18 protein-coding genes are annotated in these 21621 nt (G+C 66.5%); 11 read left to right on the top strand and 7 right to left on the bottom strand.

Going from position 1 to position 21621, the window contains the following annotated elements; translation table 11 throughout:
* Positions 1-116: 116 nt before the first annotated feature.
* The gene (locus ACFWUU_RS38045) at positions 117-1265 is read left to right on the top strand and encodes an SIS domain-containing protein (protein WP_380183188.1); all 1149 of its coding nucleotides are present in this window, start codon (positions 117-119) and stop codon (positions 1263-1265) included.
* Positions 1266-1328: 63 nt separating this feature from the next.
* Here ACFWUU_RS38045 and ACFWUU_RS38040 read toward each other — a convergent pair whose 3' ends face one another.
* The 3 genes from ACFWUU_RS38040 to ACFWUU_RS38030 are packed head-to-tail and all read right to left on the bottom strand — an operon-like array spanning position 1329 to position 5414.
* On the bottom strand, positions 1329-3341 hold the full coding sequence (locus ACFWUU_RS38040; protein ID WP_380183186.1) for a glycoside hydrolase family 36 protein: 2013 nt from the start codon (positions 3339-3341) through the stop codon (positions 1329-1331).
* Positions 3313-4098, bottom strand: a complete 786-nt coding sequence (locus tag ACFWUU_RS38035; RefSeq protein WP_137257649.1) for a FadR/GntR family transcriptional regulator — start codon at positions 4096-4098, stop codon at positions 3313-3315. The genes ACFWUU_RS38040 and ACFWUU_RS38035 overlap by 29 nt, the downstream gene beginning before the upstream one ends.
* Positions 4095-5414, bottom strand: a complete 1320-nt coding sequence (locus ACFWUU_RS38030) for an L-fuconate dehydratase (protein ID WP_380183184.1) — start codon at positions 5412-5414, stop codon at positions 4095-4097. The genes ACFWUU_RS38035 and ACFWUU_RS38030 overlap by 4 nt, the downstream gene beginning before the upstream one ends.
* 142 nt (positions 5415-5556) lie before the next feature.
* On the opposite strand from ACFWUU_RS38030, the gene ACFWUU_RS38025 reads away from it, so the two are divergent.
* From ACFWUU_RS38025 to ACFWUU_RS37995, 7 genes are read left to right on the top strand one after another with little or no spacing between them, the layout of a single operon-like run.
* Complete coding sequence (locus tag ACFWUU_RS38025; RefSeq protein WP_380183182.1) at positions 5557-7920, top strand: glycoside hydrolase N-terminal domain-containing protein; 2364 nt, start codon at positions 5557-5559, stop codon at positions 7918-7920.
* A gap of 25 nt (positions 7921-7945) precedes the next feature.
* Positions 7946-8938, top strand: a complete 993-nt coding sequence (locus ACFWUU_RS38020) for a sugar ABC transporter permease (RefSeq protein WP_137257646.1) — start codon at positions 7946-7948, stop codon at positions 8936-8938.
* Positions 8935-9903 (top strand): carbohydrate ABC transporter permease, encoded by a 969-nt coding sequence (locus ACFWUU_RS38015; RefSeq protein WP_380183180.1) that lies wholly within the window; start codon positions 8935-8937, stop codon positions 9901-9903. The genes ACFWUU_RS38020 and ACFWUU_RS38015 overlap by 4 nt, the downstream gene beginning before the upstream one ends.
* Positions 9904-9936: 33 nt before the next feature.
* The gene (locus tag ACFWUU_RS38010; RefSeq protein WP_380183179.1) at positions 9937-11625 is read left to right on the top strand and encodes an ABC transporter substrate-binding protein; all 1689 of its coding nucleotides are present in this window, start codon (positions 9937-9939) and stop codon (positions 11623-11625) included.
* A gap of 29 nt (positions 11626-11654) precedes the next feature.
* Positions 11655-13061: an alpha-L-fucosidase gene (locus ACFWUU_RS38005; RefSeq protein WP_380183177.1), complete on the top strand. Its 1407-nt coding sequence runs from the start codon at positions 11655-11657 to the stop codon at positions 13059-13061.
* Positions 13061-13993: a glycoside hydrolase family 43 protein gene (locus ACFWUU_RS38000; RefSeq protein WP_380183176.1), complete on the top strand. Its 933-nt coding sequence runs from the start codon at positions 13061-13063 to the stop codon at positions 13991-13993. The genes ACFWUU_RS38005 and ACFWUU_RS38000 overlap by 1 nt, the downstream gene beginning before the upstream one ends.
* A gap of 44 nt (positions 13994-14037) precedes the next feature.
* A complete protein-coding gene (locus tag ACFWUU_RS37995) occupies positions 14038-15711 on the top strand; it encodes an alpha-amylase family protein (RefSeq protein ID WP_380183174.1) in 1674 nt (557 codons plus the stop codon).
* Here the strand turns inward: ACFWUU_RS37995 and ACFWUU_RS37990 are convergent.
* Positions 15673-16119, bottom strand: a complete 447-nt coding sequence (locus tag ACFWUU_RS37990) for an SRPBCC domain-containing protein (RefSeq protein WP_380183172.1) — start codon at positions 16117-16119, stop codon at positions 15673-15675. The two genes, ACFWUU_RS37995 and ACFWUU_RS37990, sit on opposite strands and share 39 nt — an antisense overlap.
* Positions 16120-16204: 85 nt before the next feature.
* On the opposite strand from ACFWUU_RS37990, the gene ACFWUU_RS37985 reads away from it, so the two are divergent.
* Positions 16205-17386, top strand: coding sequence for a protein kinase (locus ACFWUU_RS37985; protein ID WP_380183170.1), 1182 nt, complete (start codon positions 16205-16207; stop codon positions 17384-17386).
* On the opposite strand, the gene ACFWUU_RS37980 is transcribed toward ACFWUU_RS37985, so the two are convergent.
* Both ACFWUU_RS37980 and ACFWUU_RS37975 read right to left on the bottom strand, forming a co-directional pair.
* Positions 17387-17758 carry a DUF1398 family protein gene (locus ACFWUU_RS37980; RefSeq protein ID WP_380183168.1) on the bottom strand — a complete coding sequence of 124 codons (372 nt, stop codon included), beginning with the start codon at positions 17756-17758 and terminating at the stop codon, positions 17387-17389.
* 10 nt (positions 17759-17768) lie between these two features.
* A complete protein-coding gene (locus ACFWUU_RS37975) occupies positions 17769-18371 on the bottom strand; it encodes a TetR/AcrR family transcriptional regulator (protein WP_380183166.1) in 603 nt (200 codons plus the stop codon).
* A 78-nt stretch (positions 18372-18449) separates the two neighbouring features.
* On the opposite strand from ACFWUU_RS37975, the gene ACFWUU_RS37970 reads away from it, so the two are divergent.
* Both ACFWUU_RS37970 and ACFWUU_RS37965 read left to right on the top strand, forming a co-directional pair.
* Complete coding sequence (locus tag ACFWUU_RS37970) at positions 18450-19385, top strand: patatin family protein (RefSeq protein ID WP_380183164.1); 936 nt, start codon at positions 18450-18452, stop codon at positions 19383-19385.
* Positions 19386-19399: 14 nt separating this feature from the next.
* Complete coding sequence (locus tag ACFWUU_RS37965; RefSeq protein WP_380183162.1) at positions 19400-20224, top strand: alpha/beta fold hydrolase; 825 nt, start codon at positions 19400-19402, stop codon at positions 20222-20224.
* Here the strand turns inward: ACFWUU_RS37965 and ACFWUU_RS37960 are convergent.
* Positions 20187-21590: an MFS transporter gene (locus ACFWUU_RS37960; RefSeq protein ID WP_380183160.1), complete on the bottom strand. Its 1404-nt coding sequence runs from the start codon at positions 21588-21590 to the stop codon at positions 20187-20189. The two genes, ACFWUU_RS37965 and ACFWUU_RS37960, sit on opposite strands and share 38 nt — an antisense overlap.
* Positions 21591-21621: the final 31 nt, after the last annotated feature.

Below are 21621 nucleotides of genomic sequence, written 5' to 3'. Positions count from 1 at the left end.
CCGCTCCGAGTTCGACGTTAAGGGGAATCCGTGAGTGAGAATTCCATCGACCTGAACGGCGAAGCCGCCGAGACGATGGCCCTGCTCGACAGCTTCGTAGCCTCGGAGGTGGCTGGGTGACCGGAGTACCGACCACCGCGGACGGCGTGAGCTCGTTGGCCACCTACCAGGAGGTTCTGCAGCAGCCGGCCGTATGGCGTCAGGCGGCCGCGAGCCTGGCTGCCAGGTCGAGCGAGCTCGCCGCGTTCCTCGAGCCGCTGCTGGCGCAGCCCGACCTGAGGATCGTACTGACGGGTGCCGGTACGTCGGCGTTCGTCGGCGAGGTTCTCGCGCCACCGCTGTCGCGAAGGCTTCGGCGGCGGATCGATGCGATCGCCACCACCGACATCGTCTCGAACCCTCGGGAGATGTTCGCAGATGATGTGCCCACGCTGCTGATCTCGTTCGCCAGGTCCGGCGACAGCCCGGAAAGTGTCGCGGCCACCCAGCTGGCAACGAGCTGCCTGCGATCGGTCCATCACCTGGTCATCACCTGCAACGCGACCGGCAGGCTGGCGCGCGAGCACCAAGAGTCCGTCTCGTCGCTCGTCCTGTTGATGCCGGCGGCAACCAACGATCGCGGCTTCGCGATGACGTCCAGCTTCACCTCGATGCTGTTGACCGCCTGGCTCGCCCTGGCCCCCGACCAGGATCCTGGTCTCACCGACCGGCTCGCCGATGCGGCCGAACAAGTCCTTGCCCGCGCGGACGACCTGTCCGCATACACCGATCGCCGCTACGACCGAGTCGTCTACCTGGGCAGTGGTGCGCTGGGTGGCCTGGCAAGGGAGTCGGCACTGAAACTCCTGGAGCTCACCGCGGGGAAGATGATCAGCTTCTTCGACACCCCACTCGGCTTTCGCCACGGGCCGAAGTCCGTCCTGGACGAGCGGAGTCTGGCGGTCGTCTACCTGTCCAACGACCTGTACACCCGCCGCTACGACCAGGACATCGCGATGGAACTCCGCGCGGCACTAGGACCCGAGAACGTGCTGATCGTCGACGGGCGATCCGACGACGATCCCGACGTTGCGCCCGAGGCCTGGCGGATCGCCGGCGTGGCCGAGGTGAACGACGCACCGCTCGCGCTGCCGTTCGTCGTGATCGCCCAACTGCTCGCCTTGCAGTTCTCCGTGGCGCTTGGCCGTACGCCGGACAACCCGTTCCCCGCCGGCGAGGTCAACCGCGTCGTACAGGGTGTAACCATCCATCCCCTGCAGCCCTGAGAACACACGCAGATCAGGCGCCGAGCTCGCCTCGTTCGGGAGAGCACGGCGGCGCCGCGAGCGTCATGAGCGGGTGAGGCGTAGTACTCGCGCCGAGAGCTCCTGGGTGTCGGCGGTGATGGTGAGGGTGTTGTCGTCGGTCCAGCTGTAGGTCCAGCCGGTGTTCTCCGTGGGGAAGTGGGGCTCGATCGTCGAGCGGGGGAGGGGGAGCGTGACGGTGGACGGGCCGGGAGTGCGGTGCCAGAGGGTCAGGTAGGAGACGTCCGGGCCGTTGAGGGACAGGGCGATCCAGTCGTCGGTCCAGGTCGGGAGGCCGAGCGGCCAGGTGGGCACGAGCGTGTCGAGGTCTTCGAGGATCGTGCGATGGGCGGCCAGGGCGCCGCGGACCAGGTCGAGTTCGGTCGGCGTCATCTGGTTGAGGTGGCCGGACAGGTAGAGGCGGCCGGGGATGCCGTTGACGAGGGCGAAGGTGAACGCTTCGCGGGTGGTGCCGGTGATCGGGTACGCCCAGTGGCCGGCCTGTTCCGGCAGTACGGCGGCCGGCGCGGCTGCGGTGATAGGTGCGTAGAGCAACGGATCTTCCTGGTCCGAGGTCGACTGCAGGTGCAGCCGGGACAGCATCGCGTAGTCCATCCGCATGGCGCCCGACGCGCAGTTCTCGATCAGCAGGTCGGGGTGGCGGGTCTGGAGATCGTCGAGCCAATCGAGTAGTGCTCGTTGGTGTTCGAGCAGTCCGTGGCCGAGCGACGTACCGCCCTTGTCGGTGCCCGGTCCGGTCATCGTGTTGTTGTCGAACTTGAAGAAGCCGATGCCGAAGTCGCTCACGAGCCGGTCGACAGTCGCGTCGAGATGTTGGCGGGCTGCCGTGCTGCGCAGGTCGAGCAGGTAGCGGCCGGACTCGGCGACGCGGCGGCCGCGACGGGTGATGAAGGCGTCGTCGGGGAGTTCGTCGGCGATCGGGGAGCGGACGCCGATCACCTCGGGTTCGAGCCAGAGGCCGGGTGTCATGCCGTGGGAGTGGATCCGGTCGATCACCTCGGCGAGCCCGTTCGGGAAGCGGGTGGTCGACGGTTGCCAGGCGCCGACGGTGTTCCACCAGTCGCCTTCGGCGTACCAGCCGGCGTCGATGCAGAAGTAGTCGGCTCCGACGCTCGCGGCGGCATCGATCAGCGGGAGGAGCTTCTCGGTCGTCGGATCGCCAAGCAGGGTATTCATGTAGTCGTTGAAGATGACGGGCATCCGATCGTCGGCTGTACGCCGGCGACGGATCGACCGGCGTTGCCGGGTCAGGGCGGCGAACACGCTGTCGCGATCAGTCCCGGCGACAAGCGAGACCGGCACGGTCGTGAACGGCCGGTCGGGAGTTAGCTCGACACTCCATTGGTGCTCCTGGTCGGTCGGCCCGCTCAGCAGCAGGTAGCCGCCGTGCCGACTTTCGCCGAGTTCGTAGTGCCAGGGTCCGTTGTGCTCGATCTGCCAACCGAGCGCGTACGACTCGCCCAGGAGGACGCCGATGGGCAGCTGTTCGCCGGTCGACCACGAGCCGCTGTTGGTCACGGCGTACCGGCTTCTTGCGACATGGCGATGCGCGTCGCTGACGATGTCGGCCAGGGCCTCCGAGCGCAATGCGTGGGTCGACCAACGATTCTCCGCCATCCAGCTGTTGGCAGCGGTGAGCAGCTCCGCATCGATGGACGGAAGGCCGACGACCAGGGAAGAGAGGAAGGTCAGCTCGAGTGTGCCCGGGCCTGTCATCGAGGCCTCGGACCAGGCGCGTACGCCGGCTCCCGCCTCGAACACGCTGACGATCCGCAGACCGGTGCTCGGCTCCTCCTGGACGATGCGCAACGTCGCGTCGTCCTCTTCGTGCCGGACGTAGCGCAACTGTTGCCCGAGGCTGGTGTCGACGTGCCGATAGGTGCTCGGCGAGAGGCCGTGTCCCACAGCGGCAACCTCGACCAACGGCTGGCTGGGAAGCAGGTCCGGCTCGGAGCCGACGCCGATCAGGCGCACCGGACCGTCGTCGAGGGTAAAGGTCAGACTCAGGTCAGGGCTGCTCCAGTGCAGGAGATTCATCCAGAGGTCTCGTTTCGTCGTCGGTTCGGCGGCGGGTTTCGAGCAGGTAGTCCTCGACCGTGAACAGATGGGTGGCCATCCGGATCCGGGCGCGGTCGGGGTCGTGCGCGGTCAGGGCGGCGAGGATCGAGAGGTGTTCGCTGTGGGCGGTGTCGTCGGCGCCCGGCTGCGTGATCGATCGGCGCAGCCGGTCGCGCATGGTTCGTCCGCCCAGCGCGTTGATCAGCGCCGCCAGCACGGGGTTGTCGGCCGCGTCCGCGATGATGCGGTGGAAGGCGATGTCGTTCTCGATCACGGTCTCGTGATTGGGTTCGTCGAGCTGCAGCTCGGCCTCGTTGTGGCGCAGCAGTTCGGCCGCGGCTTCGAGCTCTTCCGGCGCGATCTGTCGCGCTGCAAGGGCAGCGGCCTCGGTCTCGAGAACCCGTCGTACGGCGTGCAGGTGGTGCGTTCCGCTGCCGTCCTGCAGGTCGACGACGAATCCGATCGGTGCCAGCAGCATCGAAGGGTCGAGCTTGGTGACGTAGGTGCCGTCGCCCTGCCGGGTCTCGAGAACGCCCATCATCGACAGCGCTCGGACGCCCTCGCGCAACGGGTTTCTGGAGACGCCGAGGGCCGTGGCGAGGTCCTTCTCGACCGGGAGCCGGTCACCGGACCGGAGCCGGCCGTCGATGATCATCTGCCGGATGCCCTCGATGACCACATCGGTCTGGGAGGTCCCGGGCGTACGCGCTTTCTCGACCACCTTGCTGGGGGTCATGGCAGCGGGTCTGGTTCGGTGACGGTCGACCAGTAGGCGCCGTCCGGAAAGCGATAGGTCTGAAGTGACTCCCTGTGCATCTCGGCACTGTAACCGGGCGCGTCCGGAAGCACGTACGCACCGGCCCGGACCACGCAGGGGTCGACGAAATGCTCGTGCAGGTGGTCGACGTACTCGGTGACCCGACGGTCGAGGCTGCCCGAGACCGCGACGTAGTCGAAGATCGCGAGGTGCTGGACCAGCTCGCACAGGCCGACACCGCCCGCATGCGGGCAGACCGGTACGTCGAACGACGCTGCGAGCAGGTAGACCGCGAGTACTTCGTTGACGCTGCCGAGGCGGGCCGCGTCGAGCTGGCAGTAGTCGATGGCGCCCGCCTGGAACATCTGCTTGAACAGCACCCGGTTCATGCCGTGCTCGCCGGTGGCGACGCCGATCGGCGCGACCGCCTTGCGGATCGCGGCATGGCCGAGGATGTCGTCGGGGCTGGTCGGCTCCTCGATCCAGAGCGGGTCGAACTCGGCCAGCGCCTTGACCCATTCGATCGCCTGCGGGACTTCCCAGACCTGGTTGGCGTCGATCATCAGGTTGCCGTCCGGGCCGAGTACGTCACGGGCGATGCCGCAGCGCCGGATGTCGTCGTCAAGGTCGGCGCCGACCTTGAGCTTGACATGTTTGTAGCCGGAGGCAACGGCCTCCTCACAGAGCCTGCGCAGCTTGGCATCGGAGTACCCGAGCCAGCCGGCCGAGGTCGTGTAGCACGGGTAACCGGAGGCCTCGAGCTCTTCGATCCGTTGCTTGCGGCCCCCTTCTTGCCGGGCCAGCAGGTCGACCGCCTGATCGGCTGTCAGTACGTCGCTCAGGTAGCGCAGGTCGGCGGCCTCGACGAGCTCCTCGGGTGACATCTCGGCCAGCAGGCGCCACAGCGGTACGCCGGCCCTCCGCGCGGCGAGATCCCAGACCGCGTTCATCACTGCGGCCAGGGCGAGGTGAATGACGCCCTTGTCCGGGCCGAGCCAGCGCAACTGGCTGTCCGACTGCAGTTCGCGGTAGCTGCCGCCGAGGTCGCCGCAGAGTTCGTCGACGTCGCGGCCGAGCAGTGGCTGGGCGCGTTGCCGGGCTGCCTCGACGCAGAGGTCGTTGCCTCGACCGATGGTGAACGTGAAGCCGTGTCCGGACAGTCCGGGAGCGTCGGTGTGCAGCACGACGTACGCCGCTGAGTAGTCGCCGTCCTTGTTCATCGCGTCCGAACCGTCGCGGGTCAGCGAGGTCGGGAAGCGGACGTCGACAACCTCCACCGAGGTGATCCGTGGCATGGCGGCCCTCACATCCGTTCCACAGAGATGGGATCTTTCTGGCTATTCGATGGCGTTCAGTATGGACCAATCGCAGCGGCGGCGCTACGATCCCGGAAATTCATAGGACTAATACCTCGTCATCTCGACGGAGGACTGCAGTATGGGCAACCTGGTGAGCTCGGACCGGTCCGGTGCGCAGCGCTTGTACTACGACCGCCCGGCCGATACCTGGCTGGAGGCTTTGCCGCTCGGCAACGGCCGTATCGGCGCGATGTGTTTCGGCGGGGTCGGCCGCGATCGGATCGGCCTGAACGACGAGACGCTGTGGTCGGGTGGACCGGAGACCGCGCGACTGCTCTCGACGCCGTTGGGTGCGACCGGCGCCGAAGCAGTCCAGGCCGTGCGTGATGCGCTCGCGGCGGGCGACATCCGCCGGGCGCACGAGCTGGCCGGTGGATTCCACTCCGGCTACGGCCAGGCGTACCTGCCGTTGGGCGACCTCCTGCTGGAGATTCGGGTCAATGGCAGCACGCCGGCCGACGTCGCGCAGTACCGGCGGGAGCTCGATCTCGATGCCGCGACGGCGACGGCGGAGTACGAGGTTGGCGGAGTCGTTGTGCGACAAGAGGCCTTCGTCAGCGCACCGGATGATGTCCTGGTTGTGCGAGTGACCGCATCCGAGCCGGTGCTGGGACTGACCTGCAGTTTGACGTCGCAGTTGCCCTCGCAGCCTCACGCTGTCGAGGACGGACTCGGATTGTTGCTGCAGGCACCGGCCGATGTCGCTCCTCCGCATCGCAGCGACGTTGCGGAGGGAGTCCGGTACTCCGACGGCGCTGATCGCGGCATGGCAGCGGCCATTGCGCTGCGAGCCGCGAGCGACGGCGAGATCCGTGCCGACGAAGCCCAGTTGACGATCGAGGACGCAACCGAGGTCACGCTGATCCTGTCCAGCGGCACCGGGTACGACGGTCCGTCGACCACGCCGACACGATCCGCCGTGGAGTGCTGGACCGCCGCGGATCAGACAGTTCTCGCGGCGCGCGCCCGTGCGTACGACGAGATCCTGGACGATCATCGCGAGGATCACCGGCGGCTCTTCCGTCGTTCGTCGCTCGAGTTGGCCGGGTCGGACCAGTCCGACCTGCCGTCCGACGTACGGGTCGCGAGCGGGGTCGACGATCCCGCGCTGGCCGCGCTGCTTTTCAACTACGGCCGCTACCTGATGATCGCGGGTTCGCGCTCGGGCGGCCTGCCGACCAATCTGCAGGGGATCTGGAACGACATCCTCCGGCCGCCGTGGAGCAGCAACTACACGGTGAACATCAACACCGAGATGAACTACTGGCCGGCCGAGACGACCAACCTGTCCGAATGCCACGAACCGTTGCTCCGGTATATCGGTCAACTCGCCCAAGCCGGGCGTACGACGGCCAAGGAACGGTACGGCTGCGCCGGCTGGACCGCGCATCACAACGCCGACGCCTGGTGCTGGTCGTTCCCGGTCGAGGGTGATCCGCGGTGGTCGAACTGGCCGATGGCCGGCGCCTGGCTGTCCCGGCATTTGTGGGATCACTACGAGTTCACCGGCGATCTGGAGTTCCTCGGCGACTCATGGCCCGTACTGCGCGGGGCGGCGGAGTTCTGCCTCGACTGGTTGGTGGAGCTGCCGGACGGCACGCTCGGTACGGCGCCGTCGACCTCACCGGAGAATGACTACATCGCGGAGGACGGACAGCCGGCCTCGGTGACCGTCTCGTCGACCATGGACCTCGCGCTCATCTCGGATCTCTTCCAGCGCGTCGAACAGGCGGCCGACCTCCTCGACGTCGTCGATCCCCTTGTCGGCGAGCTGTCCACCGCGCGCAAGCGACTGCCCGAGCCGGCGATCGGCGCACGAGGACAGCTGCAGGAGTGGGCGGCCGACCTACCCGAAGAAGATCCCCACCACCGGCACATGTCGCACCTCGTCGGCCTCCATCCAGGCGATGCGATCACGCCTGACGGTACGCCGGACCTCGCGGCCGCCGCAGCGCGAACCCTGGACCTGCGCGGCGACGAGGCCACCGGCTGGTCGCTGGCGTGGAAGATCAATCTGCGGGCTCGACTTCGCGATGCGGCCGCGGCGCACCGCCTGGTCCGTGCGTTCCTGAAACCCGCGGACGACACGGCGAAGGGGCGACCCGGCAGCGGCGCGGGTGTGTACCCGAACCTGTTCTGCGCGCATCCGCCGTTCCAGATCGACGGCAACTTCGGCGCGACGGCCGGGATCGCGGAGATGTTGCTGCAGAGCCACACCGGCGAGCTCGAGCTACTGCCTGCTCTGCCGGCCGAATGGCCGAGCGGACGGGTCACCGGCCTGCGGGCTCGCGGCGGGGTCACTGTCGACATCGCCTGGACGCCGGGTGGCGTGGAGGCAGTTCTTACTGCTGATCGCGACCAAGAGCGCGTCGTACGCCACGGCGACGACCGGGTGCCGGTCAGGTTGACCGCCGGTATCGGCCACCGCCTGAGCTCGAGCTGATCTCCGGCCAGGACGAGGAGGGTTCATGGCAAGCCTGACAACTATCCAGCCGCCGGCCGGTCAGACACCGGTGCGGCCAAGTCGTCGCGGGCGACGAGATCGGCCCGGGATCAAGGGGCTGCGCCGAAGTCTGCGCCGGCATTGGACCCTCTACCTGTTGATGGTCGTGCCGCTGGTCTGGTTCGTGGTGTTCAAGTACATCCCGATGTCGAACGCGGTGCTGGCGTTCAAGAGCTACAACGTGATCAAGGGCATCTGGGGAAGCCCGTGGGTCGGTTGGCAGAACTTCGACCTGTTCTTCCACAACCCGGTGTTCTGGACCCTGGTGAAGAACACCTTCGTGCTGTCGCTCTACACCGTCGCGGCCAGCTTCCCGATCGCGATCATCCTCGCGCTCGCGCTGAACGAGGTCCGCAACGGCATCTTCAAGCGGAGCGTCCAGCTGGTCACGTACGCGCCGTACTTCATCTCGACCGTGGTGGTCGTGTCGATGACGATCCTGGTGCTCTCGCCGCGACTCGGCATCGTCAACGAGGGGCTCGGGTTCTTCGGCGTACCGTCCATCGACTTCCTCGGCAACCCGGACTACTTCCGGCACATCTACGTCTGGTCCGACGTCTGGCAGACCACCGGGTACTCCGCGGTCATCTACCTCGCGGCACTCGCCGGGATCGACCCGGCGCTGCACGAGGCGGCCAAGGTGGACGGCGCCGGCCGGCTGCGGCGGATCCTGCACGTGGACCTGCCGGGCATCATGCCGACCGCGGTGATCATCCTGGTCCTTGCTGTCGGCAACATCATGGCGATCGGGTTCGAGAAGGCGTTCCTGCTGCAGAACCCGCTCAATCTCAGCCAGTCCGAGATCATCGCCACCTACGTCTACAAGACCGGCCTGCTGAACGCCGACTTCAGCGGCGCGACCGCGGTCGGCCTGTTCAACTCGGTCATCAACCTGGCGCTGCTGCTGATGGTCAACACCATCGCCAAGCGGATCACCGGAAATGGACTGTGGTCATGACTACCCGAACCGAAATGCCGCCGGTAGACGCACTGCCCACCAAGCCGACCAAGCGGACCGAACGCCGGGCCGCGAAGGCGCGCCGGATCCGTGAGTCCCGGACCGACCGGATCTTCTTGTTCTGCGTCTACCTGCTGCTCGCGGTCTTCCTCGCCGTGGTGCTGACGCCGCTGCTGTACATCGTGGCCAGCTCGTTCAGCAGTCCCGAGGCGGTGTCGTCCGGACGGGTGCTGTTCTGGCCGGTCGAGTTCTCGTTGCGGGGCTACCACGCGGTCTTCGAGAACCCGCAGATCGTCCAGGGCTACGTGAACTCGTTGTTCTACACGGTCGTCGGCACGATCGTCAGCGTCACGATGACGGTCGCGATCGCCTACCCGATGTCGCGTCGTACCCTGGTCGGCCGCAACGTCGTGATGACCGCGATCCTGTTCACGATGCTGTTCACCGGCGGCCTGATCCCGACGTACCTGGTGGTGCAGTCGGTCGGGTTGCTGGATACCCGGTGGGCGCTGATCATCCCGCAGGCGATCGGGGTCTGGCAGGTCATCATCGCCCGTACCTACTTCCGCACCGCGATCCCGGAGGAGCTCGTCGAGGCCGCCGAGCTGGACGGCTGCGGCGACCTGCGGTTCCTGTGGTCGGTGGTGATCCCGCTGGCCAAACCGATGATCGCGGTGGTCGCTTTGATGTACGCGATCATGCAGTGGAACTCGTACTTCGACGCGCTGATCTACCTGAAGAACCCGGATCTGTTCCCGTTGCAGCTGGTACTGCGGAACATCCTGATCCTCAACACCACCGGTGGCGGCGCGGTCGACGCATCCGTCGTCATCCAGCGCCAGCAACTGGCCGACCTGCTCAAGTACTCGCTGATCGTGGTCGCGAGCGTTCCGGTCCTGCTGATCTATCCGTTCGTCGCCCGCTATTTCACCAAGGGAATCCTGATCGGCGCTGTGAAGGGCTGATCTCCTGCTTCACCTCGACCCTGTGAGGGACCTATGTCTGTAAAACTCAGTAGGCGGAGGCGCGCCGCGGTCGCCGGCATCAGTCTCCTGGCGCTCGCCCTTGCGGCCTGTTCAGGAGGCGGCGGCTCGGACGACACGCAGGGCAAGCCGTTGCCCACGATCACCGGGAATCCCGCGCTCACGCTGGACGTCTTCGCGCCGCAGTCGGCCGACTGGAACCTGGCCACGAACGACTTCACCAAGGTGGTGAAGGACAAGTTCAACCTGACCATCAAGTGGCAGAACACCACGTTCGACGGCGGACCGGCCAAGGAGAAGCGGCAGATCTCGCTGGCCAGCGGTGACTACCCCGACCTGTACCTGCTGATCCCGTGGGTCGACCAGTTCACCCAGACCGATCTGCTCAAGCTGTCGAACCAGGGTGTCGTCGTACCCCTGAACCAGCTGATCGACCAGTACGCGCCGAACGTCAAGAAGGCGCTGGACTCCACCCCGGAGTGGAAGGCGATGGCCACCGCACCGGACGGGAAGATCTACGGGATACCGCAGTGGGTCGACTGCTTCCACTGCACGTACCAGGACAAGCTGTGGATGAACTCCGCCTGGCTGAAGAAGCTCGGTCTGCAGCAGCCGAAGACGACCGAGGACATGCGCAAGGTCCTCGAGGCGTTCAAGACCCAGGACCCGAACGGCAACGGCAAGGCCGACGAGATCCCGCTCAGCGCCGACGTCCGCGACGTACTCATCCCGTACTTCATGAACGCCTTCATCTACGACCCGCAGGGCACCAGCGGCAACAACAACTCGACCCTGGTGCTCAACGACGGCAAGGTCGACGTCCAGGCCAACAAGGACGGCTGGCGAGCAGGCCTCAAGTACCTGAACTCGCTGTACAAGGATGGCCTGATCGACAAGGGCGCGTTCACCCAGAACCCTGACGCGCTGCAGCAGCAGGGCAACCACGCCGGCACCGTCGTGCTCGGATCCGCGACGGTCCTGCACCCGGGCATCTTCGTCACCACCGGCTCTCCCGATGGCCGCGACAAGCAGTACGACGCGGTGCCGCCGCTGACCGGGCCGGACGGTGCGAACTTCACCGGCTACAACTTCCCGAGCGCACCCGGTGCGACCTTCGTGCTGACCTCGAAGGCCACCCAGGAGGAGCAGATCCAGGCGATCAAGCTGCTCGACTACATCTTCACCGACGAGGGCCAGATCAACGGCCAGTTCGGCACCGAGGGCAAGACCTGGGTGAAGCCGGGGGCCGGCGATGTTGCGCTGGACAAGTCCCTGAAGCCGGTGTTCAAGCAGATCCCGCAGAAGGTCGGATCGAAGCCGCCGAACTCCGGCTGGGGCGCGCTGGCGCAGTACAACAACACCGCCCACTTCCGGAACTCCGAGGCGATCGGCACCGACATCTACTCGCAGGCCGGGTACGAGCGCCGGCTGTTCGACGCGACCAAGCTGTACGCGGGCCACGAGGACAAGGCCAAGATCTACCCGTACTGGAAGGTGTGGATCGACCCGGCCCAGGCGAACGAGGTCGCGACGCTGCAGACGAACATCGACAACTACGTGCAGCAGAACGCGCTGCAGTTCGTCACCGGCTCGAAGAACATCGACACCGACTGGGACGCCTACATCAAGGGCCTCGACGGTCTCGGCCTGAAGCGGTACCTCGAGATCCAGCAGACCGCCTACGACAAGATGCCCAACAAGTAGTCCCCGGCAAACCCGACGAGGAGCGACCAGTGCCGTTCGACGCAACTTTCGAGTCCCTGAGCACGTTCGAATGCCCGGACTGGTTCCGGGATGCGAAGCTCGGCATCTGGTCGCACTGGGGTCCTCAGTCGGTGCCGCGGTACGGCGACTGGTACGCGCGCAACATGTACCGGGAGGGCACCGCTCAGTACCTGTACCACCTGCGGACCTACGGGCACCCGTCGGAGTTCGGGTACGAGGACGTCGTACCGCTGTGGAAGGCGCAGAAGTTCGATCCGGAGGACCTGATGGATCGGTTCGTCGCGGCCGGCGCGCGGTACTTCGTCGCGCAGGCCGTGCACCACGACAACTTCTTCAACTACGAGTCGGCCATCCACCGCTGGAACTCGGTGAAGGTCGGCCCGGGCAAGGACATTCTTGCGCTGTGGAAGGCGGCGGCGGACGAGCACGGGTTGCCGTTCGGCATAACCGAACACCTCGGCGCAGCGCTCACATGGATGTCGGTCAACAAGGGCGGCGATCGTTTCGGACCGTACGACGGGAACGACCCGGCCAGCCGTGACCTGTACCTCGACAACAGCCGCTACCTGCAGGACGTCGACGTACCGGATCCTTGGTACAGCGACGATCCCGCGTGGCACCGGCATTGGCTCGAGGCCGTGACCGAGATGATCGACCGGTACCAGCCCGACCTGCTGTACTCCGACGGGCCGCTGCCGTTCGGCGAGGCGACGTACGAGCCTGGGCTGCGGGCGGTGTCGCATCTGTACAACACCAGCGCGCGGCTCCATGGCACGAACCGGGCGGTCTATCAGCAGAAGGATCGCCGGCCCGAGGTGAGCGCGGTCGGGATGATGGACATCGAACGGAGCCAGACGCCTGGCATCCAGCCGCGGCCGTGGCAGACCGACACGTCGGTCGGCGACTGGTTCTACAACGTTCGCGACGTCTACAAGACGGCCGGCCACGTGATCGAGCTGCTCGTCGACATCGTGTCGAAGAACGGCAACCTCCTGCTCAACGTGCCACAACAGCCGGACGGCAGCCTCGACCTCGAATGCACGCAGCTGCTCGAAGACCTCGGCGCCTGGACGAAGGTCTGCGGCGAGGGCATCTACGGCACCCGGCCCTTCGACGTGTTCGGCGAAGGACCATCAAGCGTGATCATCGACGGTTTCACCGAGGACCGGGTGCGCTGGACAAGCTCCGACTACCGCTTCACCCGCCGCGACAACACCATCTACGCCTTCCAACTCGCCTGGCCGGCCGACCACCGCGCCATCATCCGCGGCCTCACCGCCGAATCAGTCACCGCCGTACGCCTCCTCGGCCACGGCCCCGTCCCCTTCACCCAAGCCCAAGGCATCCTGGTCGCCGAACTCCCCGAAACACCCCCACTCGAAGTCGCCAACTGCCTCGCCATCCAGGTCGGCTGATGTACGCCGGTTACCTGTATGTGCACTTCAAGCGCGAATCGATCGACGGCGAACAGATCTACTTCGCGCTGAGCGACGGCAACGATCCGCTCCACTTCCGCGACCTCAACGGAGGCAAGCCGGTGCTGTACTCCGGTTTGGGCGAAGGCGGCGTGCGCGACCCGCACATCGTCCGGTCCGCGGACCGGTTCTACCTGATCGCGACCGACCTGCGTCTGTACGTGAGCCTGGATTGGGACCGGCACCAGCGCCGGGGAAGCCGCTCGATCATGGTCTGGGAGTCTCCGGATCTGGTGAACTGGGGTGACGGTCGGCTCGTCGAGGTTGCACCGCCCGAGGCCGGCAACACCTGGGCTCCGGAGGCGATCTGGGACCCCGAGCAGGGTGCGTACCTCGTGCATTGGTCCTCGACGCTCTACGACAACGCGGAGCACGAGGGCGAGAGCTACAACCGGATCATGTACGCCACCACCCGCGACTTCCGCGAGTTCTCCGAGCCGCAGGTGTGGATCGACCGCGGCTGGCAGACCATCGACGCCACGGTGATCGAGCACGACGGCGTCTACTACCGCTTCCTGAAGGACGAACGCGGCCGCAGCGGCGACGTACCGCTCGGCAAGTCCGTCTTCTCTGAGACCTCCACCTCGCTGACGGCAGCCGAATGGACACCACTCGCCGAAGGCATCGGCCTGGGCGCGATCGTCCAGGGAGAGGGTCCGCTGGTGTACAAGTCGAACACCGAGGACAAGTGGTACCTCTGGATCGACGAGTTCACGGCGGTACGCCGGTATGTCCCGTTCGAGACGACCGATCTCGCCGGCGGGGCGTGGACACCCTCCACCGACCATCGCCTGCCGGACGACCCCTGCCACGGTGTCGTGCTTCCGGTCACCGCCGAAGAGTACGAGCGACTCAGCACCGCCTGGCCGTGACGCTTGCCGGGTGTACCCGCGTCGTGGCGTGGGCACCCGGAGGCATGCGATTGACGGAGACGGCTGATATTTGGTGGAAGAACGCGGTGGTCTACTGCCTTGATGTCGAGACGTTCTTCGACACGAACGGGGATGGGTGCGGGGATCTGCGCGGGGTGGGTCAGCGGATCGATCATCTGGCCGATCTTGGGGTGACCTGCCTGTGGCTGATGCCGTTCTATCCGAGTCCGGATCGCGACGACGGGTACGACATCACCGACTTCTACGGCGTCGATCCGCGGCTGGGGACGCATGGTGATCTGGTTGAGCTGATCACGCTCGCGGGCGATCGGGGGATCCGGGTGATCGCGGACCTGGTCGTCAACCACACCTCGAACGCGCACCCGTGGTTCCAGAGCGCCCGCGCTTCGCGGCAGTCGCCGTACCGGGGTTGGTATGTCTGGCGGGACGAGCCGCCGGCGGATCAGCACGAGGGCATCGTGTTCCCGGACCAGGAGACGAGCCTGTGGCAGTACGACGACGAGGCAGAGCAGTACTACCTGCACCGTTTCTACAAGTATCAGCCGGATCTCGACATCGCCAACGCCGAGGTGCGCGAGGAGATCCAGCGGGTGATGGGTTTCTGGCTGCAGCTCGGCTTGTCCGGTTTCCGGGTGGACGCCGTACCGTTCCTGCTCGACACGACCGGGGCCGAGGACGCCGGCAACCTGCCGGATCCGCACGATTACCTGCGTGATCTGCGGGCGTTCCTGGATCGTCGGCACGGGCAGGCGATGCTGCTCGGCGAGGTGAACCTGCCGTATCCCGACGTACGCCGATTCTTCGGTGACGAGGACGGCGACGAGCTCACGATGTGCTTCGACTTCATCGGGATGCAGCGGATGTACCTCTCGCTGGCGCGCAACGATCCGGCCGAGCTGGTGAAATCGTTGCGGCAACGTCCTGCGACCACCGAGGAGAGTCAGTGGGGGACGTTCGTGCGCAACCACGACGAGCTGACCCTGGACAAGTTGTCCGACGACGAGCGTCAAGAGGTGTTCGACGCGTTCGGTCCGGAGAAGGAGATGCAGCTCTACGGGCGTGGTCTGCGCCGCCGCCTGCCGCCGATGCTGGGCAACGACCAGGCGCGGCTCAAGATGGTCTACAGCCTGCTGTTCTCGCTGCCCGGTACGCCGGTGCTGTTCTACGGCGAGGAGATCGGAATGGGCGAGAACCTCGCGATCGAAGGCCGGGGCGCCGTCCGTTCTCCGATGCAGTGGACGACCGGTCCGAACGGCGGCTTCTCCACGGCCGATCCCGAACACCTCACGGCACCGGTCACCGAGGGCGAGTTCGGTCCCGAGCACGTCAATGTGGCCGCGCAACGCCGTGACCCGGACTCGTTGCTCAACTGGATCAAGCTGCTCGTACGGCGGTATCGCGAGTGCCCGGAGTTGTCGTGGGGCGAGTGCACGATCCTCGAGCACAACGCACCGGCCGTCATGGCGCACCGCTCGGAGTACGAGGACGGCGCGATCGTCACCGCGCACAACTTCGGCGCGGAGGCCACCGAGGTGACGCTCGGTGTCGCCGGTTCGGGCGTCGGACTGCGTGCGGTCGATCTGCTCCGCGACGGCTCCACCGAACTCGCCGAGAACGGCTCGTTGACGCTGCAACTGGAACCGTACGCATCCCGCTGGCTACGCATCGTCGGCCCTGGAGACCGCTACCTGATCTGAAGCAGCTCGCTCGAGACGGTCCAGGGCAGCGGTCCAGAACGTGTCGTAGTCGGCCACCCGGCCGGCATGGATGCCGGCCTGGGTAAGGATCAGGTGGGATCCGTCCTGTGCCGGAACCACGTCCACCAGGACCGTGGTCGGGTGGTGCGGCGGGTCGTTGAAGGCAGCCTGGAAATAGTGCGGCGGCTCACAGGTGGTCACGATGCCGGTCTGCTGGGTCCGCGGACCGGTCGCGACCAGGAACCCGCCGTACTGCGTGTCGCTCAGCACCGTCGAGCCGAGCCAACCGCTGAGAAGGTCGGGGGTGGTGATCAGGTTCCACAGGCGGTCCGCCGCACAATTCAGCGTTCTGACGTACCTGAGCTGTGGCGCCCGCGTTGCCGGTCCTACGTGCGTTGTCTGCGCCATGCTTCACCAGTGCCCATCCGCGCCAATGGCACTCGTGGGCCTTGGGCAACTTGCCGGAACGATTGCACCTGGGTACCGGTCCGCAGTGAGGCGAGCAGGGGAGTTGATCGCGGACAGGTACCGAACTGAGGCGGTCATCGGTCGTGGCGGGATGGGCGAGGTGTATCGCGCACACGATCTCCTGCTGGGCCGCCAGGTCGCCGTGAAGGTGATGTTGCCGGTCCCGGGGACGCTCGCCGCGTCGGAGCGCTTCCTGCGTGAGGCGCGGGCGATCGCGCAGCTGTCCGATCCGCATGTGGTCGCCGCCTACGACTTCGGTGAGTACGAGGACCGCTTCTACCTGGCGATGGAACTGGTCGACGGGCATACCGTGGGTGAGGAACTCAGGTGTTCAGGACCGTTCTGCCCTGACCGCGCCGGGTCGATCATCCGGCAGGCTGCGGCCGGTCTCGCGGCCGCTCATCGCGAGGGGATCGTGCATCGCGATATCAAGCCGGACAACCTGTTGCTCACCGGCGACGGCACGGTGAAGGTTGCGGACTTCGGCATCGTCCGGTTCCTCCATGACACGCCGACAACCCTGACCGCAGCCGGGCAACTGGTCGGCACGAGCCACTTCCTGTCGCCGGAACGCGCGCTGGGCAAGCCCGCCGAGCCTCCGTCCGACATCTATGCGCTCGGGTGCGTGTTCTACCAACTCGTGACCGGGCATCCGCCGTTCCTGGGCGAGAACCCGGCGTCGGTCATGTTCCAGCACGTCCAGCGGGAGCCGGCGCCGCCGAGCGAGATCCGGCGTGACCTTCCCGGCGACGTCGATGAGCTGGTGCTCTGGATGCTCGCCAAGGACCCTTCCCACCGGCCGACCGCTGCCGAGCTCGCGGACGGCGCGGTGCCGCCGTCCGTCACAACGCCGAAACTGATGACGCCTCCAGTACGTCGAAGGCCCGCGAAACCCGCTCTGATCGGCGCGATCGTGGCGGTCGTTCTCGCGGCCGGGGTCGGCACCGTCCTCGCCACCAGATCTCCCGAGCTCCCGCCGACCAATAACCTTGCCCCCAGCAACAACCCGACGAGTACGACTCCCTCGGTCCCAACGAAGCCGAAGTCGTCACCGGCCCCGACAGCGGTCCGCACCACGACGATCCGGCCCAACCCTCCCGCTCCGCCGCACACGGCGACACCACGAGCGCAGGTGAAACCCGTCCAACCGAACACGCACGGAAAGCCACCCAAGACCAAGCAGAACACGAAGAAACCCAAGCCCTGACTACCTGACGTCCTCTTTCAGGAGCACGTTGGCGGCTTTGTCCAGGTAGGCGATCGTCAGGGCGTGGGTGTCGAAGATCCACTTCTCGATGCCGCTGTCGGCGAGCGCCTTCGACATCTTCTCGTAGTTGGATTCCTTGAGGGCCTCGGTCAGCAGCGTCCGATCGCTGACCTCGGCGATCGGGAACGTCTGGTGAGCCGGAGGAGTCGAGACGACGTAACCATCTGCGCCGAGGTGCTCGGTGTGGCCGTCCGTGACGAACGAGACAGACTGAACGACTCCGATGGCCTTCAACGCATTCAGGTAGGCAGGCAGCGTGGTCGCCTTACCGAGCGTGTCATGGATTTCGTTGATCTGATCGATCGTGAACACGGCTCACCTCTCATCGTCGATCGGTCGTGGTGAAGCCGGCGAGGAGGGTGGTGACTCCAAGCCGGAAGCGGCGGTTGGTGGATTGTTTCGAGGTGCCGAGGCGGTGGGCGCTCTCGGCGGCGGCCAGGCCCTCGACGAAGGTGAAGAAGACGAGGGCGATGTCGGTGGGATCGCCGTCCAATGCGCCCGCGGTGACGGCGTCGCGGACGTGCTGTACGAAGATCTTGCGGACCTTCGCGCCGGCCCGTGCCTCGTCATTCGTCGGGTCGAAGTCGGCGAAGGGGCGGGAGAACATCACCTCGGCCAGCATCGGGCGCGTGAGGATGAACTGGCGGAAGGCCTCGGCGAGCCGTCGGAGCGCCTCCAGCGGGTCGGCCTGCCGGGGAAGAGCGGTCAACTCGTCCGCCAGCTGCCGGAAGCCCTCGAAGAAGATCTCGCGGACGATCCCGGCCTTGTCGCCGAAGACCTCGTAGATCGCGGGCACCGACGCATTCGCCCGGAGCGCGACATTCCTGGTGGTCAGACCGGCGGTGCCCGCTTCGTCGAGGACGGCGAGAGCGCTCGCCAGACCGCGCTCGTGCAGCGCTTCGGTCCGTTGTTTCACCCGGGGCACGCGCCGACCGTAGCACGCCGTACGACGTTCCGGAACGGCTATTCGTAACGCTGATACAAAACGATGTATAAAGGACTGGTGACCGAGTCTGTGATCCAGTTGCTGCGCGATCGCCGGAAGCAGGGGAGTGCACCGGGGCATCGCCGGGATGACGCGCGCCTCGTGCTGCTGATCGAGGGCGGAAGCTCACGCGGTGCGTACTCCAGCGGGATGACGGTCGCGATCGAGCAGCTCGGGCTGTTGCCGTTGTTCGACGCCGTCTACGGCAGCTCCGCCGGTGCGCTGAACGCGGCCTGGCTGCTGTGCGGTCGCGCCGACAGCACCAAGCACGCCTGGTGGGACCGGACGATCATGGGCACGACCATCAACCCGAGACGCATCCTGCGCCGCCGGCCGGTGGTCGACACCAGCTATCTGGTGCAGAAGGTCTACACCGAGATCATGCCGATGGGATTCCAGGAGGTCCTCGACAACCCCGTCGGCATCCATCCGATCGCGACCGATGCCATCACCGGCCAGCCGGTCGACCTGCATCCGCACATCCACGATCAGGCGAGTCTGCAGACGGCATTGCGTGCATCGGCCGCGATGCCGCTGCTCGCCGGACCGCCGGTGGTGATCGACGGAACGCCGTACGTCGATGCCGGGGTCAGCGAGGGCACACCCGTGCGTACGGCGCTGGCCCAGGGCGCCACGCATATCGTTGCCTTCCGCACCCGTCGGCTCGACGAGACCCAGTCGCCGCCGTCGCGCGCGGAGCGGGCGGTGATGACGCGCTGGTTCACCCGCCACGCGCCGGGCGCGCTCGAGCCGTGGTTGCATCGCGTCGAGATCCGGGCGGAGGAGGAGCGGTTACTGACGTCGCATCCGGCGACGATTCAGGTGCGTCCGCCGGTCGGGAGCGTGAGCATCGGACGCACGGAACGCCGGCCCGATCCGCTCAGGGCCGCAGTCGAGACCGGGCGGCGTACGGCGCTCGATGCCTTGTCGGGATCGCTTGAGGTGTCGGTGTGAGGACCGCCGGCGGGGTGACCTATGAGGAAAGCGGCACGGGACCCGTGGTCGTGTTCGTCCACGGCCTGCTGGTCAACGCGAGTCTCTGGCGGAAGGTCGTGCCAGAGGTCGCCGCAGCCGGCTTCCGCTGCATCGCACCGAACTGGCCGCTCGGTGCGCACCAGTTGCCGATGGCACCTGATTCCGACCTGACGCCGTCCGGCGTCGCGAAGCTGATCGCGAGTTTCCTGGACGAGCTTGACCTCACCGACGTGACCATCGTCGCCAACGACACCGGCGGCGCGCTCACCCAGATCCTGATGGCCAACCATCCCGAGCGGATCGGCCGCGTGGTGCTCACGCCGTGCGACGCGTTCGAGGAGTTCTTCCCGGCGCCGTTCGACCAACTGCCGAGGCTGGCCCGCCTGCCTGGGTCTATGTGGCTTGCAAGTCGATTCCTCCAATACGGAGTCGTGCGAAGGCTGCCCAACACCTTCGGCCGGCTGGCCAAACGAGGGATTCCGGACGCGATCCTCGACTCCTATCTACAGCCGATCCGTGACAGCGCCGAGATCCGCCGAGACGCCAAGCGTTTCATCGCCGGCGTCCACAGGAACTACACACTCGCGGCGGCCGAGGCCCTGACCAGCTTCGACAAGCCGGTCCTGCTCGTCCAGGCCGCCGACGATCGCATCTTCGCACCCCAACTCTTCGAACGCCTGGCGAAAACGTTGCCCGACGCAACGCTGGTCACAGTCGCCGATTCCTACTCGTTCATCCCGGAGGACCAGCCCGAGGAGCTGACCCGGTTGATCGTCGATTTCACCAGGTCCCGCGGTGGTCCGGGACCAGGAAGGTGATGGGGATCATCAGCAGCAGGATCGCGGCGAAGACGACGAAGCTGTGGGCCTGAGAGGCGCCGGCGTTGCTGGCGTGGTTGAGGATCGTGGTGGTGATCGAGACCGCGACGATTCCGCCGGACTGACGGAACATGCCGCGGAGGCCCGCGATCGCGGAGATCTGGTCCGGCGCGAGCTGCAGGCTGGCGTTGTTGGACGCGGGGATCGACAGCCCCATCCCGATACCGGTGATACCCGCCGCCATGGCCAGCCAGGCGTACGGCGTGAGGCCGTGCGGAGCGAGTGACATCAGCGTCATCCCACCCGCGACCAGCACGAACCCGCCGATCATCGGCGCCCGATATCCGGTACGGCGGAGCGCGAACACCGCGAGCCCCGCGACGCAGATCATCCCGACCGCGCGTGCCGTGAGCAGCGTTCCGGCCTGGAGCGGCTGGATGCCGTACCGCGATTCGGCGTACAGGGGGACGAGGGCGCCGAAGCCGAGCATGGCTGCGCCGAAGAGGAAGTTGATGGTGTTCATCGCGCCGAAGCCGCGGCCGCGCAGCAGGCTGACCGGGATGAACGGCGCCGCGTGCCGGTTCGCGTGTCGGACGAACAGGAAGCCGAGCGCCAGCGCGATCACCATCGACACGATGAAGAGCGGATCGGTGGGCTCCGCGCCCGCGCTGCCGAGCGAGCTGATTCCGTACATGCCGAAGAGCATCGTCACTGCGAGCAGGAAGGCGCCGGTCCCGTCGATCCGGGAGGCGGCCTTCGGCGGGCTGCTCGGGATGAACTTGAGGCCCAGCACGATCAGCAGGAGACCGATCGGGATGTTCACGACGAAGATCTCGCGCCAGGACCAGTACGTGACGATGATGCCGCCGATGATCGGGCCGATGATGCCGCCGATCGGGAAGATCGAGGTGAACATCCCGATCGCCCGGTCCCGGTCGCGGCCGAACTGTTCGGCCACGATGCCGGTCGCGGTCGGCATGAACGCGCCGCCGCCGATCGCCTGGAACGCGCGGAACACCACCAGCAGGTAGATGTTGTCCGCGAGACTGCAGCACAGCGAGGCGACCGTGAACAGCGCCGCCGCGCCGAGGAAGATCTTCTTCCGCCCGAACTGGTCGCCGAGCCGGCCGGCCAGCGGCATCACGATGATCTGGCCGAGCGCGTAGACGGTGATCGTCCAGCCGCTCCAGGTCAGCTCGGCATTCAGGTCGCTGCGGATTGCATTCAGCGCCGTCGCCACTATGGTCTGATCGATCGATGCCATCAGCAGGGCGATCGCGACGATGCCGAAGACCAGCCGCCGGTGAGCCAGTGGCTCGTCCGGTGCCGGCTCGGTGATCACTGAGGGTGAACTCGACGGTTCCATCGATGAACAGACTACATTGCTTGCTGGCAGG

The organism is Kribbella sp. NPDC058693 (genome assembly GCF_042715335.1).
Lineage (GTDB): Bacteria > Actinomycetota > Actinomycetes > Propionibacteriales > Kribbellaceae > Kribbella > Kribbella jiaozuonensis.
The sequence above is the reverse complement of the archived record's forward strand: the minus strand, read 5'-3'. Positions and strand labels throughout refer to the sequence as shown.